The 20,349-nt window shown below is 71.7% G+C and carries 17 protein-coding genes and 4 pseudogenes; 6 read left to right on the top strand and 15 right to left on the bottom strand.

Annotated elements, in window-relative coordinates; translation table 11 throughout:
• Positions 1 to 67: 67 nt before the first annotated feature.
• Positions 68 to 493: an STAS domain-containing protein gene (locus ACH4UM_RS32935; protein ID WP_398187437.1), complete on the bottom strand. Its 426-nt coding sequence runs from the start codon at positions 491 to 493 to the stop codon at positions 68 to 70.
• A 1,175-nt stretch (positions 494 to 1,668) separates the two neighbouring features.
• Positions 1,669 to 3,117 (bottom strand): recombinase family protein, encoded by a 1,449-nt coding sequence (locus ACH4UM_RS32930; protein ID WP_398187434.1) that lies wholly within the window; start codon positions 3,115 to 3,117, stop codon positions 1,669 to 1,671.
• A gap of 122 nt (positions 3,118 to 3,239) precedes the next feature.
• Between ACH4UM_RS32930 and ACH4UM_RS32925 the strand changes: the two genes are divergently transcribed.
• Positions 3,240 to 3,659, top strand: a complete 420-nt coding sequence (locus ACH4UM_RS32925; RefSeq protein WP_398187431.1) for a DUF3151 domain-containing protein — start codon at positions 3,240 to 3,242, stop codon at positions 3,657 to 3,659.
• 86 nt (positions 3,660 to 3,745) lie between these two features.
• Here the strand turns inward: ACH4UM_RS32925 and ACH4UM_RS32920 are convergent.
• The 10 genes and pseudogenes from ACH4UM_RS32920 to ACH4UM_RS32875 all read right to left on the bottom strand — a co-directional run.
• Positions 3,746 to 3,967 (bottom strand): annotated as a pseudogene (locus ACH4UM_RS32920) (DUF3151 family protein); the annotation flags it as partial.
• Positions 3,968 to 3,988: 21 nt separating this feature from the next.
• Positions 3,989 to 5,515, bottom strand: coding sequence for an MFS transporter (locus tag ACH4UM_RS32915; protein ID WP_398187428.1), 1,527 nt, complete (start codon positions 5,513 to 5,515; stop codon positions 3,989 to 3,991).
• Positions 5,516 to 5,609: 94 nt separating this feature from the next.
• The gene (gene fbaA / locus ACH4UM_RS32910; RefSeq protein WP_398187426.1) at positions 5,610 to 6,641 is read right to left on the bottom strand and encodes a class II fructose-bisphosphate aldolase; all 1,032 of its coding nucleotides are present in this window, start codon (positions 6,639 to 6,641) and stop codon (positions 5,610 to 5,612) included.
• Between the two features lie 139 nt (positions 6,642 to 6,780).
• Entirely contained in the window at positions 6,781 to 7,329 is a 549-nt protein-coding gene (gene pyrE / locus ACH4UM_RS32905) for an orotate phosphoribosyltransferase (RefSeq protein WP_398187423.1), read from the bottom strand.
• Positions 7,330 to 7,339: 10 nt separating this feature from the next.
• Positions 7,340 to 8,137 carry an aldose 1-epimerase gene (locus tag ACH4UM_RS32900; RefSeq protein ID WP_398187420.1) on the bottom strand — a complete coding sequence of 266 codons (798 nt, stop codon included), beginning with the start codon at positions 8,135 to 8,137 and terminating at the stop codon, positions 7,340 to 7,342.
• Positions 8,138 to 8,217: 80 nt separating this feature from the next.
• Positions 8,218 to 9,102 (bottom strand): SRPBCC domain-containing protein, encoded by an 885-nt coding sequence (locus ACH4UM_RS32895; protein ID WP_398187417.1) that lies wholly within the window; start codon positions 9,100 to 9,102, stop codon positions 8,218 to 8,220.
• A 127-nt stretch (positions 9,103 to 9,229) separates the two neighbouring features.
• Positions 9,230 to 9,448: pseudogene (locus ACH4UM_RS32890) on the bottom strand (response regulator transcription factor); the annotation flags it as partial.
• A 76-nt stretch (positions 9,449 to 9,524) separates the two neighbouring features.
• Positions 9,525 to 11,180, bottom strand: coding sequence for a polyamine aminopropyltransferase (locus tag ACH4UM_RS32885; RefSeq protein ID WP_398187414.1), 1,656 nt, complete (start codon positions 11,178 to 11,180; stop codon positions 9,525 to 9,527).
• Between the two features lie 212 nt (positions 11,181 to 11,392).
• Positions 11,393 to 11,920, bottom strand: a complete 528-nt coding sequence (locus ACH4UM_RS32880) for a DUF2617 family protein (protein WP_398187411.1) — start codon at positions 11,918 to 11,920, stop codon at positions 11,393 to 11,395.
• A gap of 364 nt (positions 11,921 to 12,284) precedes the next feature.
• A complete protein-coding gene (locus ACH4UM_RS32875; RefSeq protein WP_398187408.1) occupies positions 12,285 to 12,602 on the bottom strand; it encodes a hypothetical protein in 318 nt (105 codons plus the stop codon).
• A 151-nt stretch (positions 12,603 to 12,753) separates the two neighbouring features.
• On the opposite strand from ACH4UM_RS32875, the gene ACH4UM_RS32870 reads away from it, so the two are divergent.
• Positions 12,754 to 13,971 (top strand): pyridoxal phosphate-dependent aminotransferase, encoded by a 1,218-nt coding sequence (locus tag ACH4UM_RS32870; protein ID WP_398187405.1) that lies wholly within the window; start codon positions 12,754 to 12,756, stop codon positions 13,969 to 13,971.
• Positions 13,972 to 14,193: 222 nt separating this feature from the next.
• Here ACH4UM_RS32870 and ACH4UM_RS32865 read toward each other — a convergent pair whose 3' ends face one another.
• Together ACH4UM_RS32865 and ACH4UM_RS32860 are read right to left on the bottom strand one after the other, a co-directional pair.
• The gene (locus ACH4UM_RS32865; RefSeq protein ID WP_398187402.1) at positions 14,194 to 14,940 is read right to left on the bottom strand and encodes a UPF0158 family protein; all 747 of its coding nucleotides are present in this window, start codon (positions 14,938 to 14,940) and stop codon (positions 14,194 to 14,196) included.
• 119 nt (positions 14,941 to 15,059) lie between these two features.
• On the bottom strand, positions 15,060 to 17,147 hold the full coding sequence (locus tag ACH4UM_RS32860) for a hypothetical protein (protein ID WP_398187399.1): 2,088 nt from the start codon (positions 17,145 to 17,147) through the stop codon (positions 15,060 to 15,062).
• Between the two features lie 271 nt (positions 17,148 to 17,418).
• On the opposite strand from ACH4UM_RS32860, the pseudogene ACH4UM_RS32855 reads away from it, so the two are divergent.
• From ACH4UM_RS32855 to ACH4UM_RS32840, 4 genes and pseudogenes are all read left to right on the top strand, one after another.
• Positions 17,419 to 17,723 (top strand): annotated as a pseudogene (locus ACH4UM_RS32855) (aminotransferase class I/II-fold pyridoxal phosphate-dependent enzyme); the annotation flags it as partial.
• A 170-nt stretch (positions 17,724 to 17,893) separates the two neighbouring features.
• Positions 17,894 to 18,151, top strand: coding sequence for a type II toxin-antitoxin system Phd/YefM family antitoxin (locus ACH4UM_RS32850; protein ID WP_398187396.1), 258 nt, complete (start codon positions 17,894 to 17,896; stop codon positions 18,149 to 18,151).
• Between the two features lie 10 nt (positions 18,152 to 18,161).
• Positions 18,162 to 18,422: a Txe/YoeB family addiction module toxin gene (locus ACH4UM_RS32845; RefSeq protein WP_046730454.1), complete on the top strand. Its 261-nt coding sequence runs from the start codon at positions 18,162 to 18,164 to the stop codon at positions 18,420 to 18,422.
• Between the two features lie 163 nt (positions 18,423 to 18,585).
• Positions 18,586 to 19,023: pseudogene (locus ACH4UM_RS32840) on the top strand (aminotransferase class I/II-fold pyridoxal phosphate-dependent enzyme); the annotation flags it as partial.
• Between the two features lie 317 nt (positions 19,024 to 19,340).
• On the opposite strand, the gene ACH4UM_RS32835 reads toward ACH4UM_RS32840, so the two are convergent.
• Complete coding sequence (locus ACH4UM_RS32835) at positions 19,341 to 19,871, bottom strand: YbjN domain-containing protein (RefSeq protein WP_398187393.1); 531 nt, start codon at positions 19,869 to 19,871, stop codon at positions 19,341 to 19,343.
• Positions 19,872 to 20,349: the final 478 nt, after the last annotated feature.

Genomic DNA, 20,349 nt, shown 5'->3' with positions numbered 1-20,349 from the left:
TTCGTTCCCCGCGGGAAAATACATGCGCGGGGAATGTGGTGGGGCCGGCCGGCCTTCCATGCGGCCGTCATCGCACATCGCCCGAGAGGACGGGCGCCGGCGGGACAGACCCGTGCGGCGGGGCGGGAGCGGGTGCGGCCGGGGTGTCCCCGAGAGGAGGTGGCAGCTGGCCGAACGGAAGGCCGAGGAGGAGGAAGCCGCAGCCGGTGAGGTCCAGCATCCGAGCCAGCATCGCGGGAGGGTGGTGCAGTCGCAGGGTCCCGCCGGCCACGGTGGTCTGCTGCGAAGCATGCAGGAAGGCGTTGAGTCCGCTGCAGTCGCAGAAGGTGACGGGGGTGAGGTCGACGTCGACGGTGCGGATGCCGTCTCGCAAGCACCGCTCCAGGGATGCGCACACCAACGGCGCGTTTTCGAGATCGATCTCACCGGTCAAGGTGATCAGCGCCCGTTTCCTTCGGTCATGGCGGTAGACGGTGAGCTGTGGGAGGGGCATGACGCCTCGGTTCGGAAGACCATCCGGCAGCGGGCGCGGTGGTGCCGGAGTCCCGGCCTCCCTGGGCGCGCTGCCGGCAGGGGCGTACGTTCGACGGAGGCAGAGCAACGGCCGGTCCGACAGCCTGCACAACAGGACAGTGGGCCCACCCAGTTCCCTCCAGGGATGCGCCGGGTGACGGACGAAAGGTCCGCACCCCGCAGCCATCTGCGTTCAGCAACAGCATGCCGCCGGGGTCTGGGACGTCCATACAGCAGCCTAGACCTCACGTCGTACGACGGGGGTCCGAAGCCGCCCAATCCCAGGATGTGGACGGCGCAAGACGGAGCCGAACGGTTCAGCTCTGCACAAGCCGGTCCGGATGAGCCCCGCACTCGCCTGGGCACGATGCTGCCGGGTGCGTCGGAGCCCCGTGGCAGAACGACCATCCCGGACGGGGTGGTCGGGAAAATGGCCGGGATCGCCGCACGGGAGGTCCTTGGCATCAACGCACGGAGGCGGATTCCCCCCGCACCATGGGAGCCATGCGCAATCGGTCCGCGAGAACGTGATCGCGGCGGTGGAACGGATGACTGTGGACGGTTGCGCAATTCCCCGGAACCGGCGTCACATGATGCCCCACAGGGATCGCGGAGCCGGCTCGGCCGGCACAGAGTTCGCGGCAGCGGCGGGAGTGGAACGATCAGTCGGTGATCCCTGTTCCCGGGCCGCCGTCCGCGACGACGATGCCGGCTCCCCCGACGAGGCGTAGCCTCCGGCCTCCGTCCACTCCCGTCCTGGGCGCGCGAACCCCCAGCACGGGCACCTCACCCCATCCCCAGCGATCGACCGGCGGGCCGATGTTGCCGCACCCATGCCAGCCGGAAGAGGAATCACCCCTTGTACCAACCCTCAATATCCCCTGCCTCCGCACCGACTCCGCACTCGGACGCCGCCCTCACCCGTTTCCCTCACCGTGTCCCGGCACCGTGTTTCCGCCCATTCCGCGGCCGCGGTGGCGCGGCGCGGGAGGTCGGACTCTCCGGCTGAGGACGAGTGGCTGCGCCGAGCAGAAGCTCAGCTCCCTGATCGGGTCGAGGAGTGGGTCGACGACCTGCTCCGCATCTTCGGCGTGGACCGATCGTGAACGAACCGAGCCGGGTCCCCAGCCGAAACGGAGGCCCGGTTTCCGTTCATCACCTGAGCACCGGCTCGATGTCCGCCGGGTCGAAGATCGGCCCGTTGGACGCCGGCTTGATGACGACCGCGCGGAAGACCTTGAGGACGGCGGCGCGCTGCTGCTCGATCGTCAGCTTCTCCCACCGCTCCCGTATGTCGGTGGGGCCGGCCGCGAAGGTGGACGCCTCGGCGCGGTGCAGGGCTCGCTCCCGGTGCAGCTCCACGATCTGCTTCTCCAGGTCCTCGGTGAGCGCGATGTAGCGAGCGGCCGACATGCGCTTCTCCTGCCACGCCCGCTGGAACTCGGCCATATCCCTTTCGAGAGAGGCCAGTAGCTCCTCTCCGGTCCATTCCGGCGCGTGCTGACGGACGTTCGCGAGCGCCTTGTCCGAACTGAGGAACACGGCGTTCCTGATGAGACGGTCGACCGGTTCGCCTGCCCTGGCGACTCCCCCGCATCCCCCGTCGTTCTTACCGGGGCACGCGTACTTGAACTGCGATGACGTCTTCGACTTCCGGTACGACGGGAAGCCCCGCATCTTCGCACCACACCGCCCGCACCGGGCGATGCCGGAGAGCAGGTACTTGGTGGCGTTGTCTCGTGCGGCCCGCCCCTCCGACTCCCGCCGGACCTTCTCCGTGAGCAGGTACCAGTCCTCGGGGGTGACGATCGGCTCCCAGTCGCCGACGACGGGCTCACCATGCTCGTCCAGGAACAACTCACCCTGGTGCATCCGGTAGCCGCAGATCCGCGGGTTCATCAGCATCCGCTTGATCTTGGAGTCGTCGAAGAAGCCGCCGCTGTGCGACCTGACCCCCTTGTCCCGCCACTCACGCGCGATCGACGCCCAGCGGATGCCGCCGAGGAAGTCCTGCACCGCCTTGCGGAGGTTTTCGGCCTCTTCCAGCACCAGCGTCCTGCGGTCCTCTCGGTTCCATCCGTACGGCGCCCGGCCACCGGGAAGCCTGCCCTGCGCCGCCAGTTCCAGGTGCTTGCGCTTCGTACGCCGGGAGGTGTCCGCCGAGGCCTTGCTGGCGACAGTCACCTTGATCCGCGCGATGAACCGGCCGTTCTCCGTGGACAGGTCGATGTCCGACGCCGATACCGAGTCGAAGACGAGGTGGCGCTTCCGGCGCTCGGCATCCTCGTACTCGTCGATCCACGCCTCCAGTTCACGCGGCTGACGCGTGAAGCGGTCGATGTCCCAGGCGACGACCCCGTCGATCCGCTCGGCCTTCAGATCTTCCAGCATCTGCCGGAACTCGGGGCGTACCGTCTTGCGCTTGTACGCGGAGAGATCGTTGTCCTCGTAGACCCTGGCGACCTCCCACCCCCGGGCCGCGCAGTGCAGGCGGCAGTCCTCCTCCTGCCGTGCGACGCCCAGTCCCTCAGCCTCGTCGTCCTTGCTGATCCGGGTGTAGATGCCCACCTGTATGGCCCCGGAGGACCCCCGTCGTACCGCCATGCGCCGGATCGTCGCATACCACGGTCGGTTACATCAACCGCCGTTCTCATCACCACCTGGACCACGGCCGATGTTCCTCATGTGCATCACGAATGTCTGTCCGCAAGTGGCAGACTGCTTCCATGACGACGCACAAGAACCTGCTCGGCGGCCCGGAACCGACGTACCTGCCGGAGAACGAAGAGGCGTACCGCCTGCTGGGCGAGGATTCCCTGGCGCCGACCGAGGTCGCGGCGAAGCATCCGACGTTCTCGCTCGCCTGGGCGATGCTCGCGGACGACGCCTTCGAGGCGGGGCGAGTGGTGGAGTCCTATGCCTACGCGCGCACCGGCTATCACCGCGGCTTGGACGCACTGCGCCGGGCCGGGTGGAAGGGGCATGGCCCCATCCCTTGGGACCACCGGGCCAATCGTGGGTTCCTGCGCTGCCTCGCCGCCCTCGCTCGTGCCGCGGGCGAGATCAACGAGAAGGACGAGGCGGAGCGTTGCTGGCAGTTCCTCAGGGACAGCAGTGCTGAGGCGTACACCGAGCTGAAGCGGTAGTCACCGGGGCTGAAACGTCCGTGCCGCGGTAACCCGGACAGCGGCGGTGGCACGGAGTGCACGATTACATGCAGTGGCATTCTCCCCGGAATCGGGCCGTGCCCCTTCCACCCGCCGCGGCGCAGGGCGTCCAGACCGCGGTGGCAGCCCGTACGGGCGTACGCGTACGACTCCACGGCCGCGCCCCGCTCGAACGCGTCGTCGGCCGGCTGCGCCCACGCCGGCGAGGACGCCGGGTACCGCGCGGCGACCTCGGCGGGCGAGGTGCCCTTCGCGAGGAGCTCACGGGGCTCCGGGCCGTCGGGGATGCGGGTGGGTGGCGGGCCGCCCTACGGGGCACCGCCTCGCGACCGGCGGCCCTCCAGCGGAGGCGCGGTCACCCAGCAGTGGGTGCGGCACTCGGGGTGGCGGCAGTCCGGGGCCGGGCGGCGGACCGTGGCGAAGGCGAGCACCGCCCCCGCCACCAGCACCCCGGCGCAGATCGGCATCGCCCGCCGGAACGCGGCGTCGAAGGCGTCCGCCGAACGGTACGCCTCCGGGCCCATCCCGGTCAGCAGCGGCAGCGCGGCCACCGCGATCAGGCCGGCGGCGCGGGCGGCCGCGTTGTTGATGCCGCTGGCCAGGCCCGCGCGGGAGGTGTCCACCGAGGCGAGGACGGTGGCGGTCAGCGGGGCCACCAGGGTGACCATGCCGGCGCCCATGACCAGCAGGGCAGGCAGGACGTCGGTGAGATAGTCCGCGCCCTTGCCGACCCGCAGCATCAGCAGCATCGCCGCCGCGCTGAGCAGTGGGCCGGCGGTGAGCGGGATGCGCGGGCCGATGCGGTCGGCGAGGGCGCCCGAGCGGGCCGAGAACAGGAGCATGAGTGCGGTGGTCGGGAGCAGGGCGGTGCCCGCCTGGAGCGCCGAGTAGCCGGACACGACCTGGAGCTGGAGGGCGGTGAGGAAGAAGAAGCCGCCGAAGGCCGCGTAGACGCACAGGGTGACCAGGTTGACCGCGGTGAACTGGCGGGAGGCGAAGATGTCGAGCGGCATCATCGGGTCGGGGCGGTGCTTCTCGACGTAGACGAAGGCGACGGCGGCGAGCACTCCGGCGGTCGCGGTCGGGGCGACGGCGAGGGAGCCGTGTCCGGCCGCGATCAGGGCGTACGTCACCAGGGCGAGGGAGAGGGCGCCGAGCGCGGCGCCGAGCACGTCGAAGCCGCCGCGGGCGCGGCCGCCGCCGGGCTCCGGGCCGCGTTCGAGGGGGGAGGTGCCCGCATCGGACTCGGGGACGTGGCGTACGGCGACGGGCGCGCAGACCAGGGCGAGCGGGACGTTGAGCAGGAACACCCAGCGCCAGCCGGGGCCGTCCACCAGCCAGCCGCCCAGGAACGGGCCGACGGCCGCGCCGATGCCGCCGAATCCGGACCACAGGCCCACGGCCCTGCTCCGGTCGTCGGGGTGGAAGGAGGCCTGGATGAGGGCGAGGGAGCCGGGGGTGAGGAGGGCGCCGCCGACGCCCTGCAGGGCGCGGGCGGCGATGAGGACGGCGGGGCCGGGGGCGAGGCCGCAGAGCAGGGAGGCGGCGGCGAACCAGACCACGCCGAGCACGAAGATCCTGCGGCGGCCGTAGCGGTCGCCGAGGGAGCCGCCGAGCAGGATCAGGCCGGCCAGGGTGACCAGGTAGGCGTTGACCGTCCACTGGAGGGCGGAGAGGCTCGCGCCGAGGTCCTGGCCGATGCGGGGCAGGGCGACGTTGACGACGGTCGAGTCCAGCAGGGCCATGCTGGAGCCGAGCACGGTCGTGAAGAGGATCCAGCGCCCGGTGGGTGTGGCGATCCTGACGGCGGGGGCGTGCCGTGCGGTGACAGCCATGAGGGGATCATCCCGCGCCGGCCGTCGGGGGACCAGACGGGGAACGGACCCGGCGCCGTCGCGCCGGGTCCGTCATCTGCCGTCCCGTACGGTCCTACTTGATCTTGGTGCCCGTGGAGCGCAGGTTGCCGCAGGCCTCGACGACGCGCTTGGCCATGCCCGCCTCGGCCAGCTTGCCCCAGGTGCGCGGGTCGTAGGTCTTCTTGGAGCCGACCTCGCCGTCGACCTTCAGGACGCCGTCGTAGTTCTTGAACATGTGGTCGGCGACCGGACGCGTGAAGGCGTACTGGGTGTCGGTGTCGATGTTCATCTTCACGACGCCGTTCTCCAGGGCGGTGCGGATCTCCTCCTCCGTGGAGCCGGAGCCGCCGTGGAAGACGAAGTCGAACGGCTTGCTGCCGGCGGGCAGGCCGTACTTCGCGGCCACGCCGTCGTTCAGCTCCTTCAGCAGGTCGGGGCGGAGCACGACGTTGCCCGGCTTGTACACGCCGTGGACGTTGCCGAAGGACGCGGCCAGCAGGTAGCGGCCCTTCTCGCCCAGGCCGAGGGCCTCGGCGGTGCGGATCGCATCCTCGGCCGTCGTGTACAGGGAGTCGTTGATCTCGTGCGAGACACCGTCCTCCTCGCCGCCGGTCGGGGTGATCTCGACCTCAAGGATGATCTTGGCGGCGCGGGCGCGCTCCAGCAGCTCCTGGGCGATGACGAGGTTGTCCGCGAGGGTCTCCGCGGAGCCGTCCCACATGTGGGACTGGAACAGCGGGTTCAGACCGGCCTGGACACGCTTCTCGGAGAGCGTGAGCAGCGGGCGCACATACCCGTCGAGCTTGTCCTTCGGGCAGTGGTCCGTGTGCAGCGCGATGTTGACCGGGTACTTCTCGGCGACGATGTGCGCGAACTCGGCCAGGGCGACGGCGCCGGTGACCATGTCCTTGGTGTACTGACCGCCCAGGAACTCGGCGCCACCCGTCGAGATCTGGACGATGCCGTCGCTCTCCGCCTCGGCGAAACCGCGCAGCGCCGCATGCAGGGTCTGGGAAGACGTCACGTTGATGGCCGGGTAGGCGAACTTGCCTGCCTTCGCCCGGTCGAGCATCTCGTTGTAGACCTCGGGGGTTGCGATGGGCATGGTCCGCTCCTTGTATGTGCGGGTGGCATTCTGCGTGCTGAAGGCCCTGACCTAGGGGGTGACGTCGTCGTCGGCCCCATCTTTGCAGACGGAGCCGGATGCACCGGACACCCTGTCCAGCCTGTGGATGACGGGTCCGCTAGTCCAGACCCAGGTCGTCCTTCGAGTACGCGAACACGTACGGCACTTGCGCCTTCTCGGCGATGGCCTCGGCGGCGCCCGTCGCCCGGTCCACGATCGTGGCGACCGCGACGACCTCGGCGCCGGCCTCCCGCAGCGCCTCGACGGCGGTCAGCACCGAACCGCCGGTGGTGGAGGTGTCCTCGACGGCGAGCACACGACGGCCCGCGACCTCCGCGCCCTCGATACGGCGCTGCAGACCGTGCGCCTTGCCCGCCTTGCGCACGACGAACGCGTCCAGCGTCCTCCCGCGTGCGGCGGAGGCGTGCAGCATCGCGGTGGCCACCGGGTCGGCGCCCAGGGTGAGGCCGCCGACCGCCTCGTAGTCCAGGTCGGCGGTCAGGTCGAGCATGACCTGACCGACCAGCGGCGCGGCCACGCCGTCGAGCGTGATGCGGCGGAGGTCGATGTAGTAGTCGGCCTCCTTGCCCGACGACAGCGTCACCTTGCCGTGTACCACGGCCTTGTCCTTGATCTGCTGCAGCAGCTCGCCGCGAACGTCACTCATGGCAGTCAGCTTAAGCGGGGCGCCAGGTCCAGGTCGTCGTGGCCTCCAGCGGTTCCAGCGGCGTGACCAGGCGCGGACGGGTGTTCAGGCCGTTGGGCGGGCCGGTCTGCGGCTCCACGCACACCGCGGCCTCCTGCTCGTCGTAGACGACGACCCACTCCTCGGGGCTGGTCACCCTCAGCTCCAGCCGGCCGGGCCAGGTGAGCGTGACGTCCACGCCGCCGGGCATGCCGAAGCAGTCGTCCCAGGGGCCGGGCCGGGGGTCGGTGCGGTGGCCGGTGGGCAGGTGGTCGTCGCCGCGTTCCTCCTGCCAGGCGGGGTGGAAGTCCAGCCGGACGTCCTCGGCGCCCTCTCCCCCGAGGTTGCGGTTGAACCACGGGTGCCAGCCGATCTGGGCCGGGAAGGAGGAGTCGTACGTCTCCACGGACATCGTCAGCGTCAGGGAGTCCCCGGTCAGGGCGACCGCCTGGGTGACCCGGCCGGCGTAGGGCCAGGGGTCGACGAGGTCGTAGGTGATCACCGCCTCGTGCGCCGAGGTGCGGGCCGTGCGCCAGGCGCCGTCGCGGGCGGTGCCGTGGATGGCGTGCGGCGGGGAGTTGAGCGGCATCTGGTGGACCGTGGCGCCGTCCAGGAACCGGCCGTCGCGGATCCTGCCGCACCAGGGAACCATCGGGAAGCAGCCGAACCGCTCGCCCTGGCGGAGCAGTTCGAGGCCGCCCACGCGGAGTCCTCCGATACGGCCCCCGTCGCCCGGCCGCACGATCGCCTCCGCGTCGCCCGCGGTCAGCGTGATCTCTTCGTTACTCACGCAACGAGGCTACTGGGCCGATCAAGAGGTTGTTTTCCGTCGTGGCCGGCCGACGGCGGTGCGGGTCGGGGGTTGTTGCCTCACCGGCGGCGTCTGAGGGCGCGGCCCACGACGATGGCCGAGGCCACGGCCAGCGCGGCGGCGGGAGCGGCCCAGCGCAGGACGGGGTTGCCGGAGACGGTGAGCGGGGCGGGCACGGGGGCGTAGCGGCCGCGGGGCGGGGCGTGGTCCACCTCCTCCGCGCTGCGGCCGATCATCGTCCGGCGCGCGTGCGCGGCCTCGGCGGGCGGTTCCTCGGCCTCGGCGAAGGTGTCGGAGACGGCCTCGGTGCCGGTCTCGGCACCGGTCGGGGGCAGGACGGGTTCCAGGATGTCGTCCCGCTCGGCCTGCTCCTCGGCCTCCTCGTCCCGTTCGCCGCCGGGCCGGTCCTCACCGTTGTGGTCCTCGGCCTGGTCCTCCTCGTCCGCGAGCGGGTCGGGAGAGGGCGGCAAGACCTCCGTCTCGAAGGCCGGGATGCGCCCGGACGGCGCGGCGGGGCGGGGTTCGGTGTCCTCGGCGAGCCCCTCCGCGAAACGGTTCAGCAGCCGGGCCGCGGCGGCCCGCACCGCTTCCGGGTCGAGCTCGGCGACGCGGCCGCCCGCGATGGCGGTGCCGTCGAAGGTGAGGGTCGAGCCGGCGTCGGTGTCGCGGACGCGCAGGGTGAGCGCGAACTTGACCGAGCCGGTGCCGCGGGACTCGGTCGCGTCGCCCTCGACGGCGTACGTGCCCTCGTCGCCGGCGGAGACGCGCAAGGTGCCGCGGTAGGTGATGGAGTGGCTGCCGATCCGCACCTTCAGGCGGCCGGCGACGGGCTCGGTGCCCGCCTCCGCCTGAAGCCCGGGAACCGCCCGGGCAACCTGCGCGGGGTCGGCGAGCGCCTCCCGCAGCCGCTGGGCCGGAACCGGAACGAACACCTCGTGCTCCATGTCAGCCGAGGGTACCCAGTGGCGGCCGGTAATACCCTCCCCTCGACCGCAACTCGTCCCGTGTTGACCACCGCACCACCGCAGGCCCCGGCCGCCCGGACGCCCCGGTCCGCCGCCCCCTCACCCCTCACCCCTCACCCCTCGCCCCCGGCCGCACCAGCCCCGTCTCGCAGGCCAGCACCACCGCCTGGGCTCTGCTGGTCAGGCTGAGTTTGGCCATGGTGCGGCTGAGGTGGGTCTTGACCGTGGCCTCGCTGACGAAGAGGCGGTCGGCGGCCTCGGCGTTGGTCAGGCCCCGGGCCACCAGGCGGAGGAGCTCCACCTCGCGGGAGGTCAGGGCGCGCAGGCCGGTGGACTGGTCCGCGGGCGACGACGCTGTGGCCGTACGTGCCGTGAACGGCACCCGGCACCGGAACGGTTCCTCAGTCTGCGTAGCGCGGGTGGACCAGTGTCGACGGGGGCAGGTCCGGGATGCGTGTGCGCAGTGCGGCGCGGGCGTCCGCCGCCAGCGCGGCCGGGGTGAGCGTGTGCGGGCGGGGGGCCCGTGGGTCCAGGCCGAGCACGGGGGTGGAGCGGGCCGCCAGGACGAAGCCCCAGTCCCGGGGCGCGTGGGAGGGGCCCGCCGTACGGTCGGGCCCGGCTGTGAAGCCCTGGTCGTGGCCGCCCGCCCGGTAGGCGACGGTGCGCAGCCCGGCCCCACGGACCGTCGCCTCCACCGTCCAGAACACGCGCGGGCACAGGGAGACCGGGCCGGCGTGCACCACCAGCCGGCCGCCGGGCGCCAGGGCCCGGCGGGCCAGGCCGTAGAACTCCTGCGCGTAGAGCTTCGTACTCGCCGTGATGCCCGGATCGGGCAGGTCCTCGATCACCACGTCGTACGCCGCCGGCGGCGCCCCGCGCAGCCAGTCGAAGGCGTCGGCCGTCGTCACGTGGACGCGCGGGTCGCCGTAGGCGTGCCCGTTCAGCCGGGCGAGCGCCGGGTCGCTGCGCGCCAACCGGACGACGTCCGGGTCGAGTTCCACGATGTCCACGTGCTCGACGCCGGGGTGGCGGAGCACTTCGCGGGCGGCGAGGCCGTCTCCGCCGCCGAGGATCAGCACGCGCGCGTGCGGGCCGGTCATCGCGGGGTGGACGAGGGCCTCGTGGTAGCGGCGCTCGTCGTGGCCGCTGACCCGCAGCCGCCCGTCGAGGAACAGGTCCAGCGGGCGGCCCTGGGTGCCGCCGGTGAGGACCACCTCCTGGACGCCGGTCCGCAGCGCCACGCGGACGTCGTTGCCGTACACCGCCTGCCGCGCGGCCCGTTCGAAGTCGCCGACCAGGGCGGCGGTCGAGGCGAGCAGCCCGAGTACGGCGAGGTTGGCGACCAGCAGCAGCCGGCGCCCGCGCGGGGTCAGGTCCCGCCGGAACAGGCCGAGCGCGAGGGCCCCGCCGGCCACGACATTGACCGCGCCGGTGAGCAGTGCCCCGGTCAACTGACCGAGCAGCGGCAGGAGAAGGAAGGGAAAGGCGAGGCCCCCGACGAGCGCGCCGACGTAGTCCGCCGCGAACAGGTCGGCGACCGCGCCGCCCGCGTCCTGCCGGCGGATGCGCTGGATCAGCTCCATCAGCAGCGGCACCTCGGCACCGATCAGCAGGCCTATGGCGAGTGAGAAGGCGACCAGCAGGCAGCGCGGTCCGTCGGCCCACATCCCGCCCCAGCCGCCGGTGAAGGCGAAGACCGCGTACAGGGCCAGGGCGCTGCAGCCGCCGACGAGGGCGAGCGTCGCCTCGATCGCGCCGAAGGCGACGGCGGCGTGCCGGCGCAGCCGCTTGGCGACGAGCGAGCCGACGCCCATCGCGAACACCATGACGGACAGCACGACGGAGGCCTGGGTGACCGAGTCGCCCATCAGGTACGAGGCGAGGGCGACGAGTTCGAGCTCGTAGACGAGTCCGCAGGCCGCGCAGACGAAGACGCCCGCGAGGACGAGGAACCGGCCGGTCCCCGGCCGGACGGGCAGCCTCGCGGGGCCGCACCGGACCGGCGCCGTGCCGGGTGGCGCGGTGCCGGACTGGGCCGGGGCGTGCGGTTCGATCACGACTGCGACGTTACGTCACGGGTGTGGGACGCTTCGTCACCCACACGTGTGGAAAAAGGAACGGTTGACGCATCAGGCGTTTGAATTCGGCCAGTTGGACCCGCCGGGACTTCAGTCGGCCCCGGCGGCACTTCGGTTGAAGCCCGGCCGGCGGCACTTCGGTTGAAGCCCGGCCGGCGGCACTTCGGTTGAAGCCCGGCCGGCGCCGTAGCTCAGTTGGACCCGGCCAGTGCGGAGCGGCGCGCTCCCACTCTCGTCCGGGTCGCCACCAACTGGCCGTCCTGCGGGTAGGCGTGCCAGGTCCGCCAGTGCACCTGGCCCTCGTACCGCTGCGCCAGCATCGCGGTGAACGCGTGCGGGCTGCCCGGGAAGACCCCCGCGAGGCCGTGGGGGTGGTCGGACACCAGCGCCAGCAACTCCTGGGCGCGGCCGGCGAACGAGCCCGGCGAGAGCACCTCGACGCGCGCCGCGAACTCGTACTCCCAGTCGTCCACGCGCTTGGCGACCCCGAGCGGAAGGGGCGTACTGGAGCCCGCGATGCACGCCACCGTCTCCGAGCAACTGCCCCGCTCCTCCTCCAGAAGCACCTGGTGGGATGCGCCGAGAAGGCGTAACTGAAGCTTCGCGTCGGCCAGTTCGAGGTCCAGTGTGGCCAGTGCGGGCAGCGGCTCGCGTCCCAGGGCCCAGGCGAGGTCGGCCGCGCGCGTGTCGGTATAGGAGGTGTTCAGGGTCGTGAGCATGGGTCGGCTCCGCTAGCACGCAGAAAGAAGGGGAGGCAAAGGGCCGGCGCACCCCGGTCGACCCAGGGGAGAGCGGCCAGGTCAGCCCAGTTCAGGTGTGGGGTGAGCAGGACGTCCCAGGGGCTGCGTCGGCGAGTTAGAGGGAATCATGAACGATGGCGCCGCCACAGCGTCTTTACCCAACTTCGTGGGGTTTCCATCCCCTAGAGGGCCCCACAGCTCAACTGTTCAACCACGGCGTGCGCCAGGGCGCGTGAGTCGGCGCGGTGGCGCGCGGGTCGGCGCTGGGGCGCCCGCCGGCCAGCTCCTGCCGACGGGCGCCGCCAGGGATGCGGTTCTCCCTGTGGAGCTCGGCTGCCCCGTGTCAGCTGCCTCCACCGCATCCGCCGCCGCACGACGAGCCGCCCCCGCAGGAGGACCCGCCGCCGCACGAGGAGTGCCCCCCGCAGGAGTGGTGCCCGCCCGAGTGGTGGCCGCCGGAGTGGTGGCCGCCGGACGACGAGCCGCCGTCCCCCGCCGCCCACCAGCTCACGCCCCCGTCGCCGCTCCCGCTGTGGGACCGCACCCACCGGCCCCCGTGCCTCTTGGCGTGCCGGTCGCTGCGGGCGCTCCTGCGTGCCGCGGCGACCACGGCGGCCACGAACAGCACCGCGACCACGGCAAGGACGATGCCGAAGACCATGGCGTCCCCCTCCTTCCGATCCCCCGGGGCTCCCCCCGGAAGTCCCCCGAAGCAGCCCCCCGCGGGCGCCTCGCTCGTTGCGTGCCCGGGGGATGCCCGGCCACTGCTCCGGCCAAAGCCCACTTGAGGAAGTCCAGAGCTTCGACGCAGGATGACCGGCATGACCTCCAGCGCACGCCCGCTCCTCAACCGCCGGCTCGCCGAGTTCGGGACGACGATCTTCGCCGAGATGTCCGCCCTGGCCGCGCGGACCGGGTCGATCAACCTGGGGCAGGGGTTCCCCGACACCGACGGCCCCGAGGAGATCCGGGAGGCGGCGGTACGGGCGCTGCGCGACGGACGCGGCAACCAGTACCCACCGGGCCCGGGCGTTCCCGAGCTGCGCCGGGCCGTCGCGGCGCACCAGCTGCGGCGCTACGGGCTGTCCTTTGACCCGGACACCGAGGTGCTGGTCACGGCGGGCGCCACCGAGGCGATCGCCGCCGCGCTGCTCGCGCTCGTGGAGCCCGGGGACGAGGTGGTCGCCCTGGAGCCGTATTACGACTCCTACGCCGCCTGCATCGCGATGGCGGGCGGGCAGCGGGTGCCGGTCACGCTGCGGCCGCACAACCACGACGGAGCCGTCGGCGCCGACGGAGCCGCCTTCCGGCTGGACCTGGACGAGCTGCGGGCCGCGGTGACCGACCGGACCCGGCTGCTGCTGATCAACACCCCGCACAACCCCACGGGCACGGTCCTCACCCGCGCGGAGCTCACGGCGATCGCGGAGCTGGCCGTGGAACGCGATCTCCTGGTGGTCACGGACGAGGTGTACGAGCACCTGGTCTTCGACGACGCCGAGCACGTGCCGCTCGCCACGTTCCCGGGGATGCGCGAGCGGACGGTGACGATCGGGTCGGCCGGCAAGACGTTCTCGTTCACCGGCTGGAAGGTCGGCTGGATTACGGCCACCCCGACTCTGGTGGCCGCGGTCCGCTCGGCCAAGCAGTTCCTGACGTACGTCGCGTCCGGGCCCTTCCAGTACGCCGTGGCCGAGGCCCTGAGCCTGCCCGACTCATACTTCGCGGACTTCCGCGCGGACATGCTGGCCAAGCGGGACCTGCTCGCGGGCGGCCTGGAGCGGGCGGGCTTCAAGATCTTCCGCCCGGCCGGCACGTACTTCATCACCACCGACATCCGGCCCCTCGGTGAGAGCGACGGTTTCACCTTCTGCCGTGCACTGCCGGAGCGCTGCGGGGTGGTGGCGATCCCCAACGCGGTCTTCTACGACCACCGTGAGCAGGGCGCGCCCTTTGTCCGCTTCGCGTTCTGCAAGCGGACAGGCGTGCTGGAGGAGGCGGCCTCCCGACTCAAGACGCTGGCCGTCTGACAGCCACAGACGTACCAGCAGATGTACCGGCCACACGGCCTGGTCGCTCCGCGCCGCCGCGCCCCCGCACTCGACTGCCGCCTGGTCGACCGGGACACCGGTGATCGGCAGTCGTATCACGCGGCCCGCCTGTCCGCGGACACGCTTCCATCAGCGATCAGCCGACGCCGCCAGGCCCGGTGACAGCGCCTCCGGATCATGCGGGACAGGGGCAGCGAAGAGTCATACCGGCCCCGAAGGGTACGAACCCGAGCTGGGCTCTACGAAGAAGGTGATGTGCGGGCAGTAGCCCTCCTCGGCCAGCCAGGCACGGGCCCGGCCGCGCTGTCGCTCATCGCGGAACCGGTGGTACCGGCTCCAGGAGCGCTCGTCACCGGCGAGCACGTCCTTGAAGCGCCGGAAGGCGCCCCGCCCGCCGATGGCGGACCGCAGCCGGTCGGCAAGGGCGGCGTCCTCGACCTCTTCGATGAACAGCTCCATGTCCCGGTAACCTGCCCGGGACCCCAGAGCCGGCACGTACAGCCATCGCTCGGGATCGTCGTTCTCCTCGGCCTCGGGCCCAGGCCCCAGCTCATCGGTGAACGCAGGCCAGCACTCCCCGGTGGGCAGATCGATCCGGCCACCGGACTCGGCCAGGTCACCCTCCAGCAGCATGGCGAGCATCTCCAGATCCACCGCGAGCGGACGCAGGAGGGGGATCGCCGCGTCTCCCGTGGCCTCACGCAACCGGTCCGCCAGCTCCTCATCGCCCCGGAAGCCACGCTCCTGGAGCGCGCCGAGAAACAAGGCCGCCGTCTCCGCGGCCCCCGGCAGGCCCTGCGCCGCGGCCCCGGCCACACCATCGCCGACCAGCTGCAGCACCTCACGCACGGGTCCACGACGCAACGCCGCAAGCAGTGCCGCCCCGTCCTGCGCGTAGAGCGCGCCACGCAGGGCCCGCAGTCCGTCCTCGTCCCATCCCTCAACCACGACGCCGACGGTAACGCGCCACCAAGGACGTACGACGCCGGGACCATCGGTTTCCCTCCGCCCGGCTCCGTGCCAGTGCCGGCACACCCGGCGTCTGGGGGCCAGGCTGAGTTGCCCGGTCAGCGGCGCCGCTTGCGGACGCTCTTGCCTGAGGGGCGCCGAGCCTTCCGGGCGATGCCGGGGCGGGCGCCGTGGGTACCCGGTACCCGTGCCGCCAACTGCCTGAGCTCGTCGAGCCCGGCCCTTTCCGGGTGCGCGGAGTCCAACGCGGCGGCAACCGCGTCCCTGGCCTGGGGACCCTGGGCGCGCAGCGCCTCCTCGGCGCTGCCTGAGCCGCCCGCCAGCTCCACAAGCTGGAGCAGGTTCTCGGCAAGCACCAGCAGATGCTCGGCATCGGTCATGTCCCCTGGGGACAGCAACTCGCGCTGCGCCAGAGCGTTCAGCGCCAGGGGCGCCAGCTGGGTGTCGCGACGCAGCGTACGCAGCAGCCGCTCGCCCTCACCGTCCGGCAACGCCGCCAACAGCACGTCGAGCATCGCCTGCGCGCGCGTGCGGAAAGCCATGGTCCTTACGGCGTCGGTCAGTTGCCGCAGTGCGGCCTCTCGCACGCCGCGGGCCGTGATCCAGCCGGCCAGCTCCGTGCGGGCGGAGTCCGGGTCGTAGTCATCGGCCAGCACCCCCAGCAGGCCGGCCGCCGGCGCCTGGGCCAGTTCACCGACCAGCGGTGCGTCCCTGCCGGCCGCCATCAGCCGCCGCCGTACGGCCCGGGTACCGAGTTCGGTGAGATGGATGAGCTCGACCGGCCCTGTGGTCAGCTCCTCGCGCCGGGCATCGGCCCTCTCCCGCGCCGCCGGGTCCGTGGCCGCCCCCGCGACGCCCAGCAGCTCCGCGAGCTCCGGCGGCATGTCCGCGGGCAGCTCGGGTCCGGTATCGGAGAGGTCGACGTCCAGGAACACCGGGTCGGCCATCCCACGGCCACGCTCGATCGCGCCCAGGTCGTCCAGCAGGTCGAGCACCGTGCGCAGGTCCCGGTCGGCGTGCTCGAACCACATCCGGTGCCGGAGATCCGACCCGCCGTCCAGCCGGAAGCGGGCCCGATAGGCCAGGTGTACGGAGTCACGCAACCGTGGCCAGGGCATCGGGTACGGCAGGCTGTAGAGCGTGTTCAGCACATCTTCCAGGATGTCCTCGTAGACGTCGAAGAGCATCGACTCGACGTGCCAGCCGCTCCGCGCGCCGATCAGGGCCTGCCGCAACTCGAAGCACGCGTCGAAGGCGCGCAGCCACAGCTGAAGCGGATCTGACAGCACCGGCCGGGCCTTGGCCACCGCGTACAAACGCCCCTTGACCACCCGGACCAGCCGCGCCTTCTTCGCCCACTCCAACAGCAGTCCCAGCTGCGGCAGGTCGGCCGAAGAGCGCACCCCGTCGACCTTGTCCCCGGTGTCCAGTACGTCCACCAGCTCGCGGGCATCTGCCATCCGCAGCCGCCCCGCCGCCGTCACCGCGCGGCCGTCGCGCCCCGCCCACTCGGCGAGTCCGCGCAACTGCGCAAGAATCGCCGATGTCTCGGCCCGTCGACGCAGCTCGCCGTCCGGGGGGAGCACCACAGGCAGCTGCGGCTCGGCCCGCGCCACACCGGACAGTGTGTTGCCGGTCAGCCGCCGTTCCATGATCGCATCGAGGACCTGCTCGTCGTAGACGGCCTCCCCACGCTGCGCCCGCTCCGCGAAGCGCTGCAACGCCGCCCCGTCCAAGACGTCCACGCCCTGCTCGGCGGCTGTCATGGCCCAGAACTTCGCCATCCCCCAGCGGGTGCGGTCCGCCATCGCCGCGGGATACCGTCCCGCCGTCGCGTCGACCGCCGCGAGGGAGTCCTCGAGGGCGGGGCCGCGCGGGTCCGCCAACTGCGTGGCGTGCAGGTAGCGCAGCAGCGTGCGCAGTGTGCCCGAGGCATCGGCGCGTTCCTCCCCGGGAAGCTCGGTGACCTGCTGGGGAAGCCAGGAGAGGAGTAGCTCCTCCACATGGCGCGACTCCCACAGCCCCAGTCGGCCGTCGGCAGTCGCCCGGTGCCGGTAGTCCAGTGCCGTCTCAGCCGTGAACCCGTCCACCGGCAGCGTCTGCTCCCCGGCCCACCGGACGAGGCGGTCGACCAGCAGCCCGCACGCCGCCTCGAACTCTTCCTCGGCCTCGGGCTCGAACCGCATCCGCATAAAATTCGTCCACCCTGTCAGCAGCAGTCCTTGCCGCCCCACGCTATCGCCCATCCGGGGCCGACAACTCGGCTGAGGGCGAGCGGCCAGCTACCGCAAGGGCCGTACACGGTGGTTGTCACCCACAGCGACCCCGGCGTTGAACCTCCTTGCGACGAACCGGGCTTCGCCGCACGGACTCACGGCAACGGACTGGCCACATTGGCAGTCTTCGTCAGCGGGCGTCCGCCTCGGGCTCCGGGCGCGGGAGTTCGGTGTGGAGGACGACCTCTACTTCGAGACCTTCCGCCAGGACATGCGCACCAAGCGCGACATCCTCGCGTCGGGCCTGGCCGAAGCGGGCTTCAAGGTCTACGACACCGCCGGCACCTACTTCATCACCACCGACATCCGCCCCCTCGGCGAGACCGACGGCTTCGCCTTCTGCCGCGCCCTCCCGGAGCGCGCGGGCGTCGTCGCCATCCCGAACGCGGTCTTCTACGACCACCGCGAGCAGGGTGCGCCTTCGTACGGTTCGCCTTCTGCAAACGCACCGAGGTGCTGACGGATGCGGCGGAAAGGCTCCGCAAAGCGCTCGCGCACCGCCCGCCGCCGCAGGTCGGTCCTCGCATTCCCCGTCGCCCGCCCCGCCCGCCCGGAACGTCCGCACCGGAGGCCGCATGCTCCCGGCCGTCGTACCGGCGCTTGCCGCACCACAGAGCGAGACGTACAATTTCTTGTACGTCGAAGGAGGGTTGATCGTGAAGACCATGACGTATTCCGAGTCCCGCGCGCGGTACGCCGAGGTGCTCAACTCCGTCACCGACGACCGTGAGGAGGTCGTCATCACCCGGGCCGGACATGAGCCGGTCGTCATCATCTCCCTTGAGGACTACGAGTCCCTGAAGGAGACCGCGTACCTGCTGCGAAGCCCGGCGAACGCCCGGCGCCTACTCGCCTCCATCGACGAGCTGGAGAACGGCGGCGGCACCGTACGCGAGCTGGCGACCGACGAATGAGGGCCCCGGGTTGAAGATCACCTTTTCCTCCCGCGCCTGGGAGGACTACCTGTGGTGGCAGCTTCAGGACCGAAAGATCCTGAAGCGCATCAACACGCTCATCGCGGACATCGCCCGGAACGGCAACGAAGGGATCGGTAAACCGGAACCGCTCAAGCACGGATTCCAGGGCTACTGGTCGCGCCGCATCAACGACGAGCACAGACTGATCTACAAGGCCACCGAGGACGCCGTCCTGATCGCACAGTGCCGCTACCACTACGAGAGCTGACTGGTGAACCGCGGCGATCCACCGGTCCCGTCCCGTCCGCACGGTGCGTTGCGTTCAGTCGTGCGGCGGAGAGCGGCGGACTTCTCAGCCCGCGCCTCCGGTCGGCGACGGCTGCCCCTGGTGGGCCCGGTGTGCCACGCGTGAATGGGTGTACGAACGAGGCGTGGCCTGGATCACGGCGGCGCCCGCGCTGGTGGCGGCGGTGCGGGCGCCCAAGCAGTTCCTGACCTATGTGGCCTCGGGTCCGTTCCAGTACCCGATCGCCGAGGCGCTGGCGCTGCCGGAGTCGTACTTCGCCGCGTTCCGGGCGGACATGCGGGCCCGGCGGGAGCTACTGGCGGCGGGCCTTGCGGAGGCGGGGTTCACGGTGTTCCGCCCCGCCGGAACCTACTTCGTCACCACCGGCATCCGCCCGCTGGGCGAGTCGGACGGCTTCGCCTTCTGCCGCTCCCTGCCCGAGCGGGTGGGCGTGGTCGCGATCCCGAACGCCGTCTTCTACGACCACCGCGAGGAGGGCGCACCGTTCGTCCGTTTCGCCTTCTGCGAACAGCCGGCGGTGCTCCAGGAGGCGGCCGAGCGCCTGAAGACCCTGGCAGCCTGACCCGCACGGGCCGACGTACCCGGGCCGGCACACACGGGCCGGCACACACGGGCCGGCACACACGGGCCGCCGCACACGGCGGCGGCCACCCGCCCCGGTGCCGTTGTGGGTGGAGATCCAACGGCCCTGGGCCGCCCCCGGAGCCATGTTTCCACAGCCTGTGGACGGGCCCCGGGCGCACGGCGAGAGCCCGGCCCCGGCACAGGGCCGTCGTGGCCTGCGCCCTGGCCGGGCTCTCGTTCGCTCATGGCGCGCACCCGCTGGTGATCACCTACACGCCGCTGTAGGTCCTGCGCGCCCTGTGGCCCTCGGGAGGACTACTCCTCGTCGTCCTCGGGCTTGTCCGCCTCGTTCACGGCCTCCTCGAGGCCCAGCTGCTCGACGAGCCACCGGTCGAACTCGATCGCGGCCCGCACCCAGCTGACCGTCGAGGAGACGAAGTGCTCCAGGCTCACGCCCATGCCGATCAGCATCTGCGCCTCGCCGATGAGGCGGACGGTGCCGTCGTCGTGGGTGTGGCTGTAGACCTTGGGCCAAAGGGTCCGACGGTTCCAGTCGTCGATGGACTCGAGCAGCTGCGGCTTCTCGTCGATCTTGTGGGGCCGGTCGTAGAACGTCCGTACCGAGAAGACCTGCTGGTCGTCCTCGCCGCGGAACATGAAGTACGTACGGAACTGCTCCCACGGCGCCGCGAGGTCGCCCTCGTCGTCGACGACGTACTTGAGCTCCATCTGTTCGAGGAGCTGCTTCACGAGGTCCTGATCCGGGACGACGGGGCCCGCCGGTCCTTGGGGCTGCGGCTCGGGCTGGCCCCCGAAGTTCGGAATCGAGGACGGGTCGATGCTCACCGTGTTTTTCCCTTCGTACGGATCCTGCCATCCTCCCCCATCCGGGGAGGGGGGTGGCAAGCCCTGACGCCGCCTGTCAGCCCCTGGCTGACATGATCTGGCCGGACGCGGCGAGGCGGGGACGGAACCGGGAGTGGCGAGGTGAGCGGTGACGGGGGGAACGGCGGCCGGGCGTGGCGGACGCCGGCGGACCCGGTGGGTCCTGCTGACGGTGGACCTGGGGCTGTCCGCGCTGCTCCTGGCCGGGGCGGGCCGCTGGTCGTCGGTGGGCGCGGTCCGACTACCCGCTCGGCGGAGCGCCCGGGAAGGCGCTGTGCGCCGACGCCCTGGCGTTCGGCGGTGCGCGGCTGCCGGCCGGGGCGCGCGATGCCCGGTGCGCCGTGCAGGAGTGGCAGGACGTCGATTGCACGGCCGGCTCCCGGATGCCGCGGGACAAGGCGCGCGACTGGCCGGCGGGCACCTGTCCGGACGCGCCGAA

This window comes from Streptomyces sp. NPDC020801, assembly GCF_044334385.1.
Lineage (GTDB): Bacteria > Actinomycetota > Actinomycetes > Streptomycetales > Streptomycetaceae > Streptomyces.
This window is presented reverse-complemented; position numbering and strand designations above follow the sequence as displayed.